The organism is Acidobacteriaceae bacterium (assembly GCA_035944135.1).
In the GTDB taxonomy this organism is placed as follows: Bacteria; Acidobacteriota; Terriglobia; order Terriglobales; family Acidobacteriaceae; genus Granulicella.
Map to the genome: position 1 here is coordinate 172612 of DASZBM010000004.1, position 17986 is coordinate 190597.

Genomic DNA, 17986 nt, shown 5'->3' on the forward strand with positions numbered 1-17986 from the left:
ACGTCATGCCCATTTTTGTCGCTGCCGGAGTCAGCCTCGCTGTGGTCACGGTGTTCAGCACGATCCTTATTCAGCCCGTGACCAGGGCGCAGGCCCTGAGTACCCACGTGATGGCAAACATTCCCTTCGCGTTCCAGGTTGGCCCGTATCATCTGCGCCCGGGTGTCTACCGGTTCGAGATGCAGGCGAGGGGCTTCCTGGCGATCAAGGGGGAAGTGGGCTCGACGGTGGTTCTCGTGATGTCGCCGTGGTCGAACCGGCGATCGCTGAATAGTGCGCTGGTGTTTGAGCAGCGTGACGACCGGCACATCCTGCGGGAGGTTCGCACCGGAGGCGCGAAGGGATTCTTCTGGTCCGGTGAGACGAAGGCGGCGCCGCGATCCAGGCGTGGGCTGACGGAATCCAGCCTGAATTCAGTTCCCCGTGAAGAGTCGAAAGTGGAGATCGCGTTGGTGGCTCCGCACAGATAGTTATCTTCTGAATCTTCACGCGTGGAAGGAGAGCGGGAATCTCTGGGGAGGGGGGTTCCTGCAGCTCCTTTGATCGGTGATGAGAAACAACAAAGCTGGATGTATGCTCATCTCTCGTGTGAGAGGTGAGCGATGCGTGTTGGCCTGATGACCCGCGAGTATCCGCCCTACGTTTACGGCGGCGCCGGTGTCCATGTGGAGTATCTGTCGCGCGAGATGGCGAAGAGCATCGAGGTGGAGGTGCACGCCTGGGGTGAGCCACCCGAACCGGACAAAGAGCCGGCGCAGCCTGCCGCCAACGGCTCGTCCGGAAACCTCGAGGTGTATTTCGAGCAGCCATGGGAGGCGATCACCGACGGAACGACGGCGAAGTTCAAGGGCGCGCTGGAGGCGCTGTCGCTGAACCTGCTGGAGCAGCTGCACCTGGAGAAGGTCGACGTCGTGCACACGCACACGTGGTACGTGTCGATGGCTGGGTTCCTGGCGAAGAAGCTGTATGGTGTGCCGTTTGTGCTGACGACTCATTCGCTGGAGCCGCTGCGTGCGTGGAAGGCGGAGCAACTTGGTGCGGGCTATGCGCTGAGCTCGTGGATGGAGCGCACGGCGATCCTTGATGCGGACGCGATTGTGGCGGTCTCGAATGGGACGAAGGCGGATATTCAGCGCGCGTATCCGGATGTCGACGCAAAGAAGATTCACGTGATCTACAACGGCATCGATTTGCAGCAGTATCAGTGGACCCCGGACAGAAGCGCGCTGGAGAAGTTTGGCGTCGATCAGACGCGCCCGTATGTGCTGTTTGTCGGCCGGATTACGCGACAGAAGGGCGTCACTCACCTCGTAGACGCGATTCAGTATCTGCCGCCCGGGACGCAGGTAGTGCTGTGCGCGGGAGCTCCGGACACGCCGGAGATTGCGGCGGAGATGCGGGATAAAGTTCAAGCAGCTCTTCGGAAAATCGAAACGAGTGCGCGCGCGGCGGCGGGGAGCGGTGCGAATGCTTCGAAGATTGTGTGGATCGAGCAGATGGTGACGAAGCAGGAGGCGATTCAGCTTTACTCGCACTGCGCGGTCTTCTGCTGTCCAAGCGTTTACGAGCCGTTCGGGATCATCAACCTGGAGGCGATGGCGTGTCGCGCACCGGTGGTGGCATCAGCAACCGGCGGGATCCTGGAGGTGGTGGTCGACGGGCAGACCGGATATCTCGTGCCGTTTGTGGCTGATCCCGAGACCAGCTTCCCGACCGAGCCGGAGCAGTTCAGCCGCGATCTGGCAACTCGAATCGCTGAGTTACTTGACGATCCGAAGAAGGCCAAAGCGATGGGCGAGGCGGGGCGCCAGCGCGTGGAGCAGTATTTCTCCTGGACCTCGATTGCCGCGCAAACTATTGAGTTATATCGGACTTTGATCGCTGGGCGGAGGTAGATGCGAGCTCCAGCCCGGGCGAGCCGGGCTCGGGAGAGAGGCATATACTAAAGGTATTGGGCGCGCCGGGGAGACTGTGCAGCGCTACTTTGCTTTTTACTGGAGTCAGACATGGCGAACCTTCTCGATCAGCTCAAGTCGATGACCACCGTGGTCTCAGATACCGGCGATATCAACTCGATCAAAGCCTATAAGCCGACCGATGCGACGACGAATCCTTCGCTGATTGCCGCCGCCGCCGGCATGCCGGAGTACCAGAAGATCGTCGACGACGTGCTGGACGACGCGCGCAAGAACCTTGGCGACAAGGCGAGCGACGAGGATGTGGCCAAGGCAGCATTCAAAACACTGGCTGTGGCTTTCGGCCGCAAGATTCTGGAGATCGTTCCGGGTCGCGTCTCGACCGAAGTGGACGCGCGACTGAGCTATGACACGGAGGGCTCGATCGCCGCGGCGCACGACATCATCCAGCAGTATGAGCAGGCGGGCATCAGCCGCGAGCGCGTGCTGATTAAGTTGGCGTCGACGTGGGAAGGCATTCGTGCGGCAGAGCGCCTGGAGAAGGAAGGCATTCACTGCAACATGACGCTGCTGTTCGGCCTGCACCAGGCGGTGGCGTGCGCGGAGGCGAAGGTCACGCTGATCTCGCCGTTCGTGGGCCGCATCCTCGACTGGTACAAGAAGAACGAACCGAGCCGCAACAACGACGGTCCGAACGACCCGGGCGTGCAGTCGGTGACGGAGATCTATCACTACTATAAGAAGTTCGGCTACAAGACCGTGGTGATGGGCGCGAGCTTCCGCAACTCTGAAGAGATCAAGCAGCTAGCCGGCTGTGACCTGCTGACGATTGCCCCGAAGTTGCTCGAGGAGCTGCAGGACACGGAAGGCGTGCTGGAGCGCAAGCTGGATCCCGAGTCGTCGAAGAAGGATTCGATCGAAAAGATCAACGTAGACAAGGCCACCTTCGACAAGATGCACGCGGAAAACAAGATGGCTAACGACAAGCTGAAGGAAGGCATCGAGGGCTTCTCGAAGGCGCTCGAGGATCTGGAGAAGATGCTGGCGAAGCGCGTGAGCGAGATGGCGAAGGTGTAAGAAGCAGGTTCTAGGTGCTAGAAAAGGCCGCTCGAGTGAGCGGCCTTTTTGCTTGCAGAAATACTTACCGTCTCCGCAGGCCGAGCAGACTGAGGAAGAAGCTGGCGAAGCAGACCTCGGTGCCCAGCATCAGGCAGAGCATGGCGGGCAGCGTGTGGCGCATCATCTGCACCGGTGGCAGCGGGCCGTAACCGGTGTGTGCCCAGGAGACGACCGACGAGACCGCGATGCCCAGGCCGATGAGCACCAGCACCACGCCGGCGATGAGGCCGGTCTCGAGCGTGATGTAGCGGAACCAGCGGTCGAAGCTGGGATCTTCAGGCAGCAACCCTTCGGTTGTGGCGAAGACCTTGGCCGCGACGCCGAAGAAGACGAGCTGGAATCCGAGCAGCACGGCTGCCGCAGCATAGGCGAGCGTATCGACACCGAGGTTCACATGGCCGAGCGGCCGCTCCGCCGGCAGCAGCCAGATCATCAGGCCGAGGCCGAGGATCATGAGCGCGAGCCCCGGAATCAGGAACAGCCACCGCGGCGAGTACATCAGCAGGAAGCGCAGATGGCGCCAGCCGTCGCGCCAGGTGCGCAGGTGCGGAGGCCGGCTGCGGCCATCCTTCTGGAGCGTCGTCGGGACCTCAACCATGCGCTGGCCAAGCAGCGCGGACTTCACGACCATTTCGCTGGCGAACTCCATGCCTGTCGTGCGGAGGTCGAGGCGCTTGTAGGCGTCGACCGAAAACGCGCGAATGCCGCAGTGGAAATCGCCTATAGGTGTATGGAAGAGCCAGCGCCCGATGAAGCTGAGCACCGGGTTTCCGAGGTATCTATGCAACGGCGGCATGGCGCCTGGGCCGATGCCGCCGCGAAAGCGATTGCCCATTACCAACTCGCCGCCGTTGCGCAGCTCGGCGAGAAAGCGCGGCGCGTGCGCAAAGTTGTAGCTGTCGTCGGCGTCGGCCATCAGGACATAAGGGCTGCGTGCGGCGAGGATGCCTGCGTTCAGTGCGGCGCCGTAGCCGCGGACCGGAACGGGCACCACACGCGCGCCGTGCTCTGCGGCGATCTGCTGGGAGCCGTCCGTCGAGCCGTTGTCCGCAACCACGACCTCGCCGCTGATGCCGTTATCGCGCAGCGCGGCGTTCGCCTTGTCGATGCAGGTGGCGAGCGTCTCGGCCTCGTTGAGGCACGGCATGACGATTGTGAGTTCGAGCGGCAACTCAGAATTCAGTGGAGCGGCAGAGCTCATGGACCTCCCTGGCGCGTCGTGTTCCACGGTAGCGTCGCGGGCGTTGAGGATTGGGTGCGGGCACCTGAACCAAGGGTATCGCGAACCGTAAGTGGATACGCGTAAAGGTCGGTGTCATCGAGTCGAATCCAGCCCTGGGCTGCGGCGGGGTCGAGATTGATCGCTCCCGGATCGAACTGTGCGACGAGCACCTTGGCATTTTGTCCGCGAAGCACGTCGAGCACCTGTTGGCGATTCGGCAGGCCGGCCCACTGCGCGTACAGATTGCCGTTTGGGTTATAGACCTCGGTGAGGATGCGCACACCCGCGAGCCGCGCCCAGTAGTGGTCGTTGAGGCAGGCATAGAAGCCCATGCACGAGACCTCGTCGCCCGGCTTGACGCCGAGCTGTTCCAGCGCGTGCGCAGCCCCGAACATCTCGGCGTTGTACCACGGGTGCGGCAGGCCGGTCTCGTTGCGGCGTTGCTCAAGGGCAATGCGAAGGCTCTCGCCCGCGGCGAGGAATGCAAGCAGGACGATCATCGCGGTCGCGGCAGAGGGCAGCCATGAAGACGGGGATGTGCCAAATTCGTCGGCTTCAGGTTGCGGTGTGCGCAGAGCAGCGAAGACTGGGAGCAGAAGGACGAGGTAGGCGAGCGTGACATAGCGCTCCTCCACGTTCACGAGCCCGTACAGGATCCACATTGCAAGGCCAAGCAGGATCATCGGAAGCCAGAAGTTGTCGCGGCGCCAGTCGCCGAACCGTACGCGCGCGCCGAAAACCAGCAGGAGTATGAGCAGGCTCCAGGCTTCCGGATGATTGAAGAGATATCGCACGACGAGCACCACGTTGCGCGCGTCGCGGCGGATCAGCACGGGCGCGTCCAGGTGCGGGGTGATGCGCTCGTTGAAATAGGTGGTGTCGAACCAATCGGGGTAAGTGCCGTACGGTTCGGCGCGGTAGCTGTAGATCCCGGGCGAGGCGAGGAGCTGCTTTTCGGGGTGGATGAGATGAACCGTTGCCGGGCCGAATCTCGAAGTCATCCACGGTTCCAGATGCATCTTCTCGACGCCCCCAACATACCACGCGTAGTTCAGCGCGCCGGAGTCACCGAAGTCGAACCGGTGCTTCTGATGGCTGAGCGCGCCAACATATGGACCGGCGACGATGCCGAAGACGGCGAGCGCCAGCGCAGCATTGCCGAGCGCACGTGACAGCGGCCGGCGCTGCAGCCAGACCTGGAACAGGAACAGTATCGCGATGGAGAGCAGCGCAACGAGGAACGCGAACGACTTCGTGAGATACGCGAGCCCGAAGAAGAGGCCCATCAGCGGCGCATAGATGAAGCTCTCCGTCGCGAGCGCGTTCAGCATCATCGCGAACGCAAGCAGCATCAGCGCCTGCAGGAGGGCGTCGGGGCGAACGAGTCCCGTCGCGAGCTCACGTTGCGAGGCAACAACAATCAGCGCAGACCCCAGCAGCGCAAGTGCTTCGCGCGAGAGCAGCGGTTGCGCACCGCCGCTGATTGTGCGGGCTCGCAGACGGTCGAGTGCATAGACGAACGCGACCATCGCGACTAGCTCAAGCAGGAAGATGCCGTAGTTCGCAAAGTAGTACGCGGAAATCTCGTTCCAGCGCGACGGATGAAAGATGATCTGCGCCGCGGCGAGCACCGCCGGATAAAGCGGATGCCAGTAGCCGTTAACCACGCCCGCCCAGCGATGCGCGTGCAGCAGATCGGCGATGTCCATGTAGCAGACCGCATCGCCGTCCAGCAGGTAAGGCTCATATTTCGTCGCCAGCCAGCCAATCGGAACCAGAAGCAACAGGTACACGATCAGCAGCTTGCGCAGGCGCGACTGGGACATCCAGGAGGCTCCGGGTGCTTGCTTAAGAATACCTTGCAGCGCCTGTCCGCGAGACTTCGCGCTACAGGATGTAACGGCTGAGGTCCTGATTCTTCACGATGCTCGCGACCTGCTGCTGCACGTATTCGCGTGTCACAGTGAGCACCTTTTCCGTGTGGCCCTTTTCCGTCGTGCGCTCATGGAGCGGTGGCACGGCGGGCAGCTTCGCTCCGTCGTGCGCGTTCGCTTCCGCCGGCGGCTTCACGATGTCGGGCGCGTGGAAGCTGATCTCGTCGAGCACCTTCTCCATAATCGTGTGCAGACGGCGCGCACCGATGTTCTCCGTCGACTCGTTCACCTGAAAGGCGAAGTGGGCCATTTCTTCGAGAGCTTCGGGCGCGAACTCCAGCTTCAGGCCTTCAGTCTCGAGCAGCGCGATGGCCTGCTTCACCAGCGACGCACGCGGCTCCGTAAGAATCCGGAGAAAGTCTTCAACCGTGAGCGGCTTCAGCTCCACGCGGATAGGGAAGCGTCCCTGCAATTCGGGGATGAGGTCCGAGGGCTTGGAGACGTGAAACGCGCCCGCGGCGATGAACAGGATGTGGTCCGTCGCGACGAAGCCATACTTTGTGTTCACGGTCGTGCCTTCGACGATCGGCAGGATGTCGCGCTGCACGCCTTCGCGGCTGATGTCCGGCCCGTGTCCGCCCTCGCGCCCGGCGATCTTGTCCACTTCGTCGAGGAAGACGATCCCCGAGTCTTCGACGCGCTCCACGGCCACGCGCGTGACCTGGTCCATGTCGAGCAGGCGCGACTCCTCTTCCTGCACAAGGTAATCGAAGGCCTCGGCCACCTTGAGTTGGCGCTTGCGCGTGCGCTGCGACAGCAGGCCGGAGAGCATGTCACGCAGACCGCTGTTTTCGAGCTCATCGGGTGGCTGGTTCGACATGATCTCGATCTGCGGCTGGCTGCGGTCACGTGTTTCAAGCTCAACGAGCCGGTCGTCGAGACGGCCTTCCCGGAACTGCTGCCGGAGACGATCGCGCTCGCGGCTGCGGTCGCCATCGTTCTGCGGCGGGGGTGCAAGCACGGGGCGCGCGTCCTCAATCCCTTCCTGCCCCGCGATAAACGCAGCCTGCACCTCCGGCGCAGGCGCTGCCGAGCTTTGCTGGAATAGCAGATCAACGAGCCGGTCCTCTGCGGCGAGCTCGGCGCGGTCTTCAATCTCTTCAAGCTTTTCCTCGCGCACCATGTCGATCCCGACCTCGACGAGATCGCGCACAATCGACTCAACGTCGCGCCCCACGTAGCCGACCTCAGTGAACTTGGAGGCCTCGACCTTCAGGAAGGGCGAGTTGGTCAGCTTTGCCAGCCGTCGCGCAATCTCTGTCTTGCCCACGCCCGTAGACCCGATCATGAGAATGTTCTTCGGCATGATCTCTTCGGCGAGCTCGGGTGATAGCTTCTGACGGCGCGTGCGGTTCCGCAACGCAATCGCGACCGCGCGTTTCGCCGCAGCCTGCCCGACGACGTACTTGTCGAGCTCGGCGACGATCTCGCGAGGCGTCAGCTCATCAAGCGAGAGGGGTTGGTCTTCGGCGGTGCCGGGGAGGTAGATGGCCATCGATGCGTTGCTGTCCTAAGGGCTAAGTTGCTTTGATCTCTTCGATCACGATGCTCTGGTTGGAGTAGATGCAGATATCGGCCGCGATCTTCATGCTGCGCTCGACGATCTCGCGCGCCGAGAGCTGTGTGTTCTCGAGCAGCGCCGTTGCCGCGGCCAGCGCGAAGCTGCCGCCGGAGCCAATCGTCGCAATGATTCCGTCGGCGACCGGGTCGGGTTCGATCACATCGCCGTTGCCGGAGAGCAGGAATATCTGCTTCCCGTCGGCAATGATGAGCAGCGCCTCGAGCTGGCGCAGCAGCTTGTCCGTCCGCCAATCCTTGGCGAGCTCGACGGCCGAGCGCCCGAGGTTCCCGCTGTACTGCTCCAGCTTGGCCTCGAAGCGCGTGAAGAGCGCGAAGGCATCCGCCGTGGAGCCTGCAAAGCCCGCGAGCACCTTGTCGTTATAAAGACGGCGGATCTTGCGCGCGGTCTGTTTCATCACCGTCGAGCCGAGCGTCACCTGCCCATCGGCGGCCATAACCATTGTGCCGTCTCGCTGAACGCACAGCACGGTCGTGGAGCGCACCCGCCGTCCCTCGCCAAGGTCAAGCGGCGGGGGTGTGATTTCCCTCGACCCGGTTGGGTGATTGCCGGAGCGCCTTTTGCGCCGTAATTCTGTAACTGAAGTTTGTCCCGTCATGAGCAACCTGAAGTATATCGCCGCACCACGAGTGATTCCTCTACCCCTCGCTGGCGTGGCGCTTGTGGTCACCGCTTGCGCTATGCTCATCACATCTTCTGTGAGGCCCTCTTCCCAGCACCTGACGCACCTGTTGCACGGAGTCGATCCCCGTATCGCCGGCGGCGTTGTTGTGGGTGCGGCAGCGGTCGGAACCGCTCTCTGGCTGTGGGCGCGTTCGCGTCGCCCGACCGCCGAGGAGCTGGAGCGCCGGCGGCGTGACCGCCTGGCCACCGTCGGCCGCATCACCGACGGTGTGCTGATCGACGCCCGAACCCTGACCGGTGAAGAGACCAACGAGACGGCCCCCGAGGTGCTGATCTACAGCTACCGCCTCGCCGGCGTGACGTATGACTGCGCGCAGGACGTCTCGAAGCTGCCGGAACGCGTCACCGGATGGCGGCTGGACCAGCCGCTGCAGGTGCGCTACGACCCGCGCAATCCGGGTAACAGCGTCGTCGTTGCCGAAACCTGGAGCGGGCTGTGGCAGGAACGGGCCTGGCGCTGACCCGGAACCACCGTCCTGAACTCGCTTAAACGTTGAATTTGAAGAAGAGAACGTCGCCGTCCTTGACGACGTACTCCTTGCCCTCCGAACGCAGAAGCCCCGCTTCTTTCACGGCCTGCTCGGTGCCGAGCCGGAAGAGATCGTCGCAGTTGTAGGCCTCGGCGCGTATGAATCCCCGCTCAAAGTCCGAGTGGATGACGCCGGCCGCGCCCGGTGCTTTGGTGCCACGGCGAATTGTCCAGGCACGGCACTCGTCCGGTCCGGCCGTAAAGTATGTGATCAGGTCCAGCAGCCGATAGCCCGCGTGGATGAGTCGGTTTAATCCAGGCTCGGTGAGCCCGAGGTCGGCGAGAAACTCCGCGCGCTCGTCGGGCTCCAGCAGAGCAATCTCAGCTTCCATTGCGCCGCAGATGCGAACCACCTGCGACCCCTCCTCCGCTGCGCGCTGTTCCACCTGGGCGGTGTACGCGTTGCCGCTGGCGAGCGAAGCATCATCGACATTCGCTACATAGAGCATCGGCTTGGCCGTGATGAGCTGCAGATCACGCGTGGCGGCGCGTTCGTCGTCAGTGAGCTCGACGGTACGCGCCGGCTTGCCTTCCTCGAGCGCCGCTTTGATCTTTGCCACACCCGCGACCTCTGCCTTGATCTTCGGATCGGTTGAATTTTTTGCCAGCTTCTCCAGCCGCTGCGAGCGCTTCTCTACGGAATCCAGGTCGGCGAGCATCAACTCTGTGTTGATCACGTCAATATCCGAGAGCGGATTTACACCGCCTGCCACGTGCACGACCTCCGGATCGTCGAAGCAGCGGACCACGTGCACGATCGCGTCGGTCGCCCGAATGTGCCCGAGGAACTGGTTGCCGAGCCCTTCGCCCTTGCTCGCGCCGGCGACCAGGCCGGCAATATCGATGAATTCCATCGTCGTCGGGACAAGAGATTTCGGCTTGAACATCGCAGCGATGCGATCCAGCCGCTCGTCCGGCACGGACACAATGCCGACGTTCGGATCGATCGTGCAGAACGGATAGTTCGCGGCCTGGGCCTTGGCGGCCGTGAGCGCGTTGAAGATGGTGGACTTGCCGACGTTCGGCAGCCCTACGATTCCACAATTAAGAGCCATGTTCCGGGTATGTTTCCTTCTCTTCTATTGGAACATGGCGCGCGCAATCGCATTCCTCAGGAGGACCTGTGCGCCGCCGCTTTGCCGAAAGCCTTCAGCCCGCGCGCCATCTGGCGGCGCTCCTTCGGGCTCAGCACCTCGGCCAGCCGGTCCACCTGGCGGGCATGCGCCGCGAACACTTTGTCGATGAGGTCCCGGCCCGCTGGCGTCAGGTCGACGACGCGCACCCGCCGGTCCTCAGAGCTATTCGTGCGCGTGACCAGGCCACGCTTCAGCAGCCGGTCAACGGCCACGGAGATCGACCCCGGCGTCAGAAAGACCTTCGGGCCGATCGTATTAACCGGCATCGGTCCCTTATGCAGCAGCGCCTCCAGGATGCGGAACTCCGACTCTCCCAGCCCGCTGCCGTTCAAAGTGTGCTCCGTGAAGCCCAGCAGGGAGTGGTACGCCTTGATCAGCACCAGCCAGAGCTGCGTGCCCGAAACCTTGTCCGCCTTCTGATCCTTCGCAGGGCGTACATCCTTCGACTGCCTGGAGTTAGCAGACTTGGCCGGCTTCTGCGCCTTGGAAGGCTTCGTTGCGTCAACGGTCTTCTGAATCGTTCGCATACCCATTGACATCAATATAATTGGTACAGACATAATCCGGGAGTTAAAAATGGTACGCATCGGGATTGATAGCTTCGTCGAGATGCTGGCCGACGGACGCCCCGCCGGTGAGCGTGGCCAGGAGCGCGTCGCGCAACTCATGGAGGAGATCGAACTTGCAGACCGCGTTGGCCTGAACAGCTTTGGCATCGGCGAGCATCGCCGCGAGGAGTACATCGCCAGCTCGCCCGCCGTACTCCTGGCCGCGGCCGCAGCGCGCACCGAGAAGATCCGCCTCACCAGCGCAGTCACCGTCCTCAGCTCCGACGATCCAGTCCGTGTCTTTCAGGACTTCGCCACGCTTGATCTCATATCCAACGGCCGTGCCGAGATCATCGTCGGCCGTGGTTCGTTCATCGAGTCTTACCCGCTCTTCGGCTACGACCTCAAAAACTACGATGAGCTCTTCGCCGAAAAACTCGACCTGCTGCTGCATCTGCGCGACGAGGTGAAGGTCTACTGGGAGGGCAAGCACCGGCCGTCGCTCACCGGCCAGGGTGTGTGGCCACGGCCCGTGCAGCCGGTGCTTCCCATTCGCCTCGGAGTCGGCGGAACGCCGAACTCTTTCGTCCGCGCTGGCATGCTCGGCCTTCCGCTCACCGTCGCCATCATCGGCGGCGAGCCGCACCGGTTCCGCCCACTGGTCGACCTCTATCGCCAGTCTGGACGCCGCGCCGGCTACGCGCCCGAGTCGCTCGATGTCGCGGTCCACTCGATCGGCTACGTCGCCGAAACCGACCAGCAGGCCGCCGACGAGCTCTGGCCCGCCTACTCGCACACCTTCAGCCGTATCGGAAAGGAGCGGGGCTGGGGGCCGCTGACCCGTGCCGCCTTTGACGCTCAGCGCGGGCCGACCGGAGCTTTCGTCGTCGGCTCGCCGGAGACAGCGGCCAAGAAGATGCAGCACATCAGCGATTCTCTCGGAGGCGTCTCGCAGGTCAGCCTGATGATGTCCGGTGGTCCGCTGGCACACGACAAGATGTTGCGGTCAATCGAACTCCTCGGCACCGAGGTCAGCCCACGCGTGCAGGAGCAGTCGGCGGTCGCAACGATCTGAGTCGTCGCGTAAGCGCCCGGGGCGGTTTGCGGATGGTATGCTTCCCTTCCGCGCCGGAGGGCTGCTGTACCCGTGACCACCTACAAGCCCAGGAAAAGCTTCTGGCAGATCTGGAACATGAGCTTCGGCTTTCTCGGGATCCAGTTCGGCTGGGGCCTGCAGATGGCCAACATGAGCGCCATCTACGAGTACCTGGGAGCGCGCGCGGATCAGATCCCAATTCTGTGGCTGGCCGCACCTTTGACCGGTCTGCTCGTGCAACCGCTGATCGGCAATGCGAGCGACCATACCTGGGGTCCGCTCGGACGCCGGCGGCCATACTTCCTCGCCGGTGCAATCCTGAGTTCGGCGATGCTGCTGTTCATGCCGCACGCGACAGCGCTCTGGATGGCGGCCGTGATGCTGTGGGTGCTCGACGCATCGATCAACATCAGCATGGAACCCTTCCGCGCGTTCGTCGCCGACCTGCTGCCTGAGGGCCAGCGGACTGCCGGCTTCGCTATGCAGAGCCTCTTCATCGGATTAGGTGCTGTCGTCGCATCCGCGATGCCGTGGCTGCTCAACAACGTCTGGCATCTCAAGGTGGGCCCAACGGCTCCGGGGACAATTCCGGAGACCGTGCGGATCTCGTTTACCGTTGGGGCCGTGGCCTTCATCGGAGCCGTCCTGTGGACGATCGTCACCACGAAGGAGTACCCGCCAGACGACATGAACGCCTTCCGGCGTGCCAGGCGCGAGTACCGGGGGCTGGGGCACAACGCGAGAGAGATCGCCCACGCAGTTCGCGTAATGCCGGACGCGATGCGGAAACTCGGCCCGGTGCAGCTGTGCACGTGGCTCGGGCTGTTCTGCATGTGGCTGTACTTCCCGGTCGCTGTGGCACATAACGTCTTTGGCGCGAGCGGCCCCGGCACGCCGGAATACGCGCGCGGTGTGGAGTGGGGCGGCGTCTGTTTCGCGGCTTATTCGGCGGTGTGCTTCGCCTTCTCGTTCGTGCTACCCAGGCTTGCGCTTCGTGCCGGGCGCGTGCGGACGCATATCGTGTGCCTGATCTGCGGCGCCCTGGGGCTTGCCACGGTTGGGTTCATCCACAACCAATACATCCTGCTGCTGAGCATGGTCGGTGTAGGCATTGCCTGGGCGAGCACACTCTCCATGCCCTACGCGATCCTCGCGGCCAGCCTGCCAGAGGAGCACATCGGCGTCTATATGGGGATCTTCAACTTCTTCGTCGTTATGCCGGAGATCCTTACGTCCCTCTTCTTCGGCTGGATCATGATCCACTTCCTTCACAACAACCGGCTCTACGCGGTGGTGGGAGGCGGGTTGTTCCTGTTCGTCGCGGCGGCGCTGATGGGGCGCGTGAAGGATCCGCAGACGATAAGCCTGCAGACGGTGGAACCGAGGGAACTCGCAGGGGCGTTGTGAGCGCGTCTGTCCCCCGTCCGAAGGTCGACGGAGATTGGTACCGAGCAGCGCAAAGCTGCTGGGTTCGGGAGTCGCCGCCGGCATGAAACCAGGTTCCGTTGTGCCGCCGTCGTCGATTAGCCCGATCGTTCCAGGTTGGAAATTGGTGGCGTTCGTGTTGATCACCAAGATGTAGCTCATGTCATCGGCGACGAGTGCGCCCGACGACGTTTCTGAGCGTAAGTTTCTAGTTTCAGCACGAATGCGGGGGACAAAAAACGAGACACCCTTTTGGGGTGCCTCGTTCTGCGCTTCGTACGTGGAATAAATGGGCCCGGGACCCGTTGTGGAACAGGCTGGTTTTACTTGCCGAACATGCGGCGACGAGCCACGCCGGCGAATCCGAGCAAACCTGTGCCGAGAAGGGCAAGGCTGCCGGGCTCCGGAGCTGGCGACGCGGTAAGCGTGCCGGAATAGGAGACCGTTCCGCTGGTATCACCACCGCTGACCGGGGTATTGAAAAATACGTTCTGGCTGCTGAAGAACAGACTACCGGGTGTGTTGCTGAAGTAGCCCGAATCGTAATTATCGGAAAGCGTACCGGTCAGCGTGATGTCGAGATAACCGGTGGTCGCGTTGTAGTCATACATCACGGGACTCGTGCCTGCCGTGAAGCTGAGCGTGCTTCCCAGATATGGGTCGCTGGCGGGCGTCGTGTCCTTCACCGAAAATTCCGGAGTGCTGTCGCTAATCATTGCCCCGGTGACGGTATTGAAGCTGAAACTGCCCAGGGTCGTGTTCGCCTTGGTCTCGCCGGCATAGCTATCGATCACGGGGTTACCGCCCCCGGTCGTGCGAGTGCCGCTATTGAAAGTGACCGTCAGGATGTCGCCTGACATGGTGAGCGTGTACTGGGAATCTCCAGTTCCACTCGGTCCGAAGTTAAGCGTGCCCGAAAGCTGATCCGCCTTAGCCATGGTTGCTGAAGCCGCCACAGCAGCCCCAAGTACGAGAACCTTCAGTATGTTTTTCATAGTCTCCGTTACTCTCCTGTCCAGCAAAAACTTCAAAGTTCAACAACCAGATGAAGCCAACATCCTCCCCGGCCAGGGAGCCTGGTGTTTGTGTAGAACGTGGCCTTGTTTCTTTGCCTTGCACATGAGAGAGCACATCGGCTGCCATGATCCCTTTCCATAAAATCAACAGCTTAGGGAAGCGTTGTCGGTGCAGTGTGCAACAATTTGCATACATCTAGAGACGACCGTTCCCAGGCCCTCCGTTCGCGATGCTTGAAATCAGGGCATTTGTGCGCCAGACCGCACCGCATTCGGTGCAAACAGCTGAAGTTGTGTCGTAGATGAGTACCCGCCGCATGTCTGGTTGCCTGGGAATTTGTTGGCTATATCAACCGGCAGCACCGCCAAATCTGGAGCTACGGGTAAATACGGTTGAGCGTGCGTGCAAACGGAATGGTTTCCCGGACGTGCTCCAGGCCGCAGATCCACGCCACGCAGCGCTCGATCCCCATGCCGAACCCGGAGTGCGGAACGCTGCCGTACTGGCGCAGGTCGAGATACCACTGGAACGCAGCCAGCGGAAGGCCGTGAGACTCAATCCGCGACTTGAGCAGGCCGTAGTCGTCGATGCGCTGCGAGCCGCCGATAATCTCGCCGTACCCTTCGGGCGCAAGCACGTCCACGCACAAGGCCTTCGTCGGGTCCTTCGGGTCGGGCTGCATGTAGAAGGCTTTCACCTCAGCCGGGTACCGGTGCACCATCACCGGCTTTTCAAACTGAGAGGAGATATAGCTCTCATCCGGCGACCCAAAGTCGTCGCCGTAGGTGTGCGGGTTCTCAATCTTCCCGTCCTTGTACGCCTGCTCGAGCATGGCGTGCGCCTCGTCGTAAGTCATCTTCGGAAACTCACCAGGCGTGGCCATCGCTTCCAGCTTCGACACATCCCGGCCGATCACCTGCAAGTCCGCGCGATGGTTTTCCAGCACGCGCGTGACGATGTGAGTAAGGAATTCCTCCGCGAGCGTCATCAATCCGTCGAGGTCCATGTAGGCCACTTCGGGCTCGATCATCCAGAACTCTGTCAAATGCCGGCGGGTCTTCGATTTTTCCGCGCGGAACGTCGGCCCGAACGAGTACACCTTGCCCAGCGCCAGCGCTGTCGCTTCCACGTAGAGCTGTCCGGACTGCGTCAGGTACGCCATCTCCTCGTCGAAGTACTTCATCTCGAACAGGTCTGAAGTGCCTTCGCAAGCGTTTGGCGTCAGGATTGGCGGATCCGTGCGGATGAATCCATTAATATCAAAATATTCCGCTGCGGCCCGCATGATCGCTGCACGAACGCGCAGGATGGCCGACTGTCTCGGCGTGCGCAGCCAAAGGTGACGATGTTCCATCAGGAAGTCGACGCCGTGCTCTTTGCGCGAAATTGGATATGGTGTCTCTTCCGAAATCCGCTGCGTCACGCTGACATCCTGCACGTCCAGCTCAACGCCCGAAGGCGCGCGCTGGTCCTCACGCACGGTCCCCGAGACGATGAGCGACGACTCGAGCGTCAGGCCTTTCAGCGTCTCGAAGACCTGCTCCGGTACGGCTGCCTTCGGAACGATGCCCTGCACCGTACCCGTGCCGTCGCGGAACGTGGGGAATAGCAGCTTGCCGGAGCTGCGCAGGTTATAGAGCCAGCCGCGGAGTGTGATCGATTGGCCGATGTGCTCGCCAAGGTTGGCAATGGTGACGATGGGAGCGGACGCTGCAGTTTCGGACATGCATTTAAGTTTACGGGATGGCCTGCCGCACAAAGGGCAACCAGGCGAGTCGCTCCGGTTGCCCTTGTGCCGCACATTCTGAAGCCGTTCGTTAGAGCCCGGGGTTGATCCCCTGCTTCCTGTGGTGGTCAGCAGGTGTCGGGGCGTGTCCCGATGCCTGCCCACCGCAGTCGTTGTAAAGCACGTTATTCGTGTCGTTGGTTGGTGACAGGCACGGAATCGCGCTCAAGTATTCGTAGATGGCCGTGAGTTGGTGGTCGGTCATGTTGTGAAAAACGGGCCAGGGCATCACTTGCAGGAGCGCACCGTCGACGGGCGGAGGAATGCAATTGGCCGGAGTGGGTGTCGGCGTGGGGGAGGTGCAGGTCGGGTGGAGATGGTCGAAGTCGATGCCCGTGTTCATGATCTGCTTGAACTGCGCAAGCGTGTGACCACCTTCGGGGCGGCCTGTGTTATCCGGGGTCAGATTGCGGGCGATGATGTCTGGGCCGACGTAGTCGCCGTACGTCGCCGAAGGCCCGGCAACTGGGCCGAAGTCCATTCCTCCCTCGAGGTACGTGGTGGGGTCGACCTTCGCCTTCTGACCGAAGTAAGGATTATGGCCGGCGGCGTAGTTAAGGTTGGGAGGGACGCCTCCGGTGTGGCAGCCGTTGCAATCAGCAACAGCGTTGACGAGGAAGCTGCCGTAGCCGACAAGCGCCGGGTCCTTGTTAATCAGATTGAGCTTCACGGGAGCGATCTGGAAGCCGATTTGGATGAGCTGTGCTTCAGTATCCGGGATGTCGGGGATGAAGCTCTGTGCCCGTACGTGCGGCGAGGGTTTCCAGGCTGTTGTGGCGAAGATCGCAACGAGTGTGGCAACAGAGCACACGGCGATCCTGACGGTGCGTTGTGATGGCATGAGTAGGCTCTCCTTCTTGCGTTGATATGCATTGCTCGAAGGGCCGAGTTCCGGAAGACGCGTAGCGCCACCGGTGCCGGAACTATGATGAGAAGGTGGCTAGACTAGCCGCGCGAGCAGGGCGCGTCAAGCAAAGAGCATGTCGTGCCAGAGTGCGATTTCCAGCGGCAAACGATGCGGTTTCAATATCGCGAAAATTCAGCGTCGTATGGCGAGCGCAACACGCGCGATGCCCGCATAGTCGTCAACGAATCGCACAGAGTCCCATCCTGCAAGCAGATCTGCGACTGCGTCGCGCTGTCCCCAGCCGATCTCCATCGCGAGCAGCCCTCCCGGCCGCAGCAGATGTGCAGCCTGTGGGATAAGCCGGCGGTAGATCGCAAGCCCGTCGCGGCCCGCATACAGCGCCAACGCGGGCTCGTGATCGCGCACCTCCGGCGCCAGGGTTGCGGCATCATCCAGCGCAACGTATGGCGGATTCGAAACGACAATGTCGAGCTCACCAGTCTCCTGCGCCGGTGCGCTGCCCAGTACAGGATCAAACGGGTCGCTCCCCACAATCAGCGGGTTGAGCGGATCACCGGTAAACAGCGGGTCTGGAGCAACATGCTCTCCGAGCAGCGGCGCCAGCAGGTCACCCGCGATGAACCGAATCCGACCAGCCACTCCGGCGCGCTCGGCGTTGTCCCGCGCCACCGCCAGCGCAGCCGGCGAGATATCGATCGCTGTCACCGAGGCGTGCTCGAGCACCGAGGCAATCGCAATGGCAATCGCCCCGGAACCCGTGCCCACATCCGCGATACGCAGGTGCGAGCCGGCCTCCGGATCGGCATCGGATTGCCGGTGCGCCCAGTCGAGCACAGCTTCGACAAGGTGTTCGGTCTCGGGCCGGGGAATCAAAACGTCCGTAGTCACCCGCAGTTCGATGCCGAAGAACTCCTGCGTGCCGGTAAGGTGTTGCAGCGGTTCCTGCTCCGCGCGGCGGCCAGTCAGCCCGCGAAAGTCTTCGAGCTCGCCGTGCGGCAGTTCATCATCCGCATGGGCCAGCACCCACGCGCGATCCTTTCGCACGCTATGAGCAAGCAGCGTCTCGGCATCCCTTCGCGAGATGGATGCAGAGGCTTCGAGAAGGGCGTCGCGGAGTGTCATCGCAA

Annotated in this window: 17 protein-coding genes; 6 read left to right on the plus strand and 11 right to left on the minus strand. The window is 62.2% G+C overall.

Annotated features, from left to right (window positions below):
* Positions 1-5 precede the first annotated feature (5 nt).
* The 3 genes from VGU25_10815 (at position 6) to VGU25_10825 (ending at position 2993) form a co-directional block, all read left to right on the plus strand.
* The gene (locus VGU25_10815) at positions 6-470 is read left to right on the plus strand and encodes a hypothetical protein (GenBank protein ID HEV2577692.1); all 465 of its coding nucleotides are present in this window, start codon (positions 6-8) and stop codon (positions 468-470) included.
* A 132-nt stretch (positions 471-602) separates the two neighbouring features.
* Positions 603-1895, plus strand: coding sequence for a glycogen synthase (gene glgA / locus VGU25_10820; GenBank protein HEV2577693.1), 1293 nt, complete (start codon positions 603-605; stop codon positions 1893-1895).
* A 111-nt stretch (positions 1896-2006) separates the two neighbouring features.
* Positions 2007-2993 carry a transaldolase gene (locus tag VGU25_10825; protein ID HEV2577694.1) on the plus strand — a complete coding sequence of 329 codons (987 nt, stop codon included), beginning with the start codon at positions 2007-2009 and terminating at the stop codon, positions 2991-2993.
* Between the two features lie 64 nt (positions 2994-3057).
* Here VGU25_10825 and VGU25_10830 read toward each other — a convergent pair whose 3' ends face one another.
* From VGU25_10830 to hslV, 4 genes are all read right to left on the minus strand, one after another.
* Positions 3058-4236, minus strand: coding sequence for a glycosyltransferase family 2 protein (locus VGU25_10830; GenBank protein HEV2577695.1), 1179 nt, complete (start codon positions 4234-4236; stop codon positions 3058-3060).
* Positions 4233-6083 carry a hypothetical protein gene (locus tag VGU25_10835; protein ID HEV2577696.1) on the minus strand — a complete coding sequence of 617 codons (1851 nt, stop codon included), beginning with the start codon at positions 6081-6083 and terminating at the stop codon, positions 4233-4235. Before VGU25_10835 ends, VGU25_10830 begins: the two co-directional genes overlap by 4 nt.
* Positions 6084-6144: 61 nt before the next feature.
* The gene (hslU, locus tag VGU25_10840; GenBank protein HEV2577697.1) at positions 6145-7686 is read right to left on the minus strand and encodes an ATP-dependent protease ATPase subunit HslU; all 1542 of its coding nucleotides are present in this window, start codon (positions 7684-7686) and stop codon (positions 6145-6147) included.
* Between the two features lie 22 nt (positions 7687-7708).
* Positions 7709-8254: an ATP-dependent protease subunit HslV gene (hslV, locus tag VGU25_10845; protein HEV2577698.1), complete on the minus strand. Its 546-nt coding sequence runs from the start codon at positions 8252-8254 to the stop codon at positions 7709-7711.
* A 112-nt stretch (positions 8255-8366) separates the two neighbouring features.
* On the opposite strand from hslV, the gene VGU25_10850 reads away from it, so the two are divergent.
* The gene (locus tag VGU25_10850; protein HEV2577699.1) at positions 8367-8915 is read left to right on the plus strand and encodes a hypothetical protein; all 549 of its coding nucleotides are present in this window, start codon (positions 8367-8369) and stop codon (positions 8913-8915) included.
* 25 nt (positions 8916-8940) lie between these two features.
* Here VGU25_10850 and ychF read toward each other — a convergent pair whose 3' ends face one another.
* Positions 8941-10038 (minus strand): redox-regulated ATPase YchF, encoded by a 1098-nt coding sequence (ychF, locus tag VGU25_10855; protein ID HEV2577700.1) that lies wholly within the window; start codon positions 10036-10038, stop codon positions 8941-8943.
* Positions 10039-10094: 56 nt separating this feature from the next.
* Complete coding sequence (locus VGU25_10860; GenBank protein ID HEV2577701.1) at positions 10095-10646, minus strand: MarR family winged helix-turn-helix transcriptional regulator; 552 nt, start codon at positions 10644-10646, stop codon at positions 10095-10097.
* A 49-nt stretch (positions 10647-10695) separates the two neighbouring features.
* Between VGU25_10860 and VGU25_10865 the strand changes: the two genes are divergently transcribed.
* Positions 10696-11742, plus strand: a complete 1047-nt coding sequence (locus VGU25_10865; protein ID HEV2577702.1) for an Atu2307/SP_0267 family LLM class monooxygenase — start codon at positions 10696-10698, stop codon at positions 11740-11742.
* A gap of 72 nt (positions 11743-11814) precedes the next feature.
* Positions 11815-13170 (plus strand): MFS transporter, encoded by a 1356-nt coding sequence (locus VGU25_10870; GenBank protein HEV2577703.1) that lies wholly within the window; start codon positions 11815-11817, stop codon positions 13168-13170.
* Between the two features lie 341 nt (positions 13171-13511).
* On the opposite strand, the gene VGU25_10875 is transcribed toward VGU25_10870, so the two are convergent.
* From VGU25_10875 to VGU25_10895, 5 genes are all read right to left on the minus strand, one after another.
* On the minus strand, positions 13512-14126 hold the full coding sequence (locus VGU25_10875; GenBank protein ID HEV2577704.1) for a PEP-CTERM sorting domain-containing protein: 615 nt from the start codon (positions 14124-14126) through the stop codon (positions 13512-13514).
* A complete protein-coding gene (locus VGU25_10880; GenBank protein ID HEV2577705.1) occupies positions 14119-14331 on the minus strand; it encodes a hypothetical protein in 213 nt (70 codons plus the stop codon). The genes VGU25_10875 and VGU25_10880 overlap by 8 nt, the downstream gene beginning before the upstream one ends.
* A gap of 250 nt (positions 14332-14581) precedes the next feature.
* Positions 14582-15931, minus strand: a complete 1350-nt coding sequence (asnS, locus tag VGU25_10885; GenBank protein ID HEV2577706.1) for an asparagine--tRNA ligase — start codon at positions 15929-15931, stop codon at positions 14582-14584.
* 91 nt (positions 15932-16022) lie between these two features.
* Positions 16023-16832 carry a hypothetical protein gene (locus VGU25_10890; GenBank protein HEV2577707.1) on the minus strand — a complete coding sequence of 270 codons (810 nt, stop codon included), beginning with the start codon at positions 16830-16832 and terminating at the stop codon, positions 16023-16025.
* Positions 16833-17030: 198 nt separating this feature from the next.
* On the minus strand, positions 17031-17981 hold the full coding sequence (locus VGU25_10895; GenBank protein HEV2577708.1) for a HemK/PrmC family methyltransferase: 951 nt from the start codon (positions 17979-17981) through the stop codon (positions 17031-17033).
* Positions 17982-17986 lie beyond the last annotated feature (5 nt).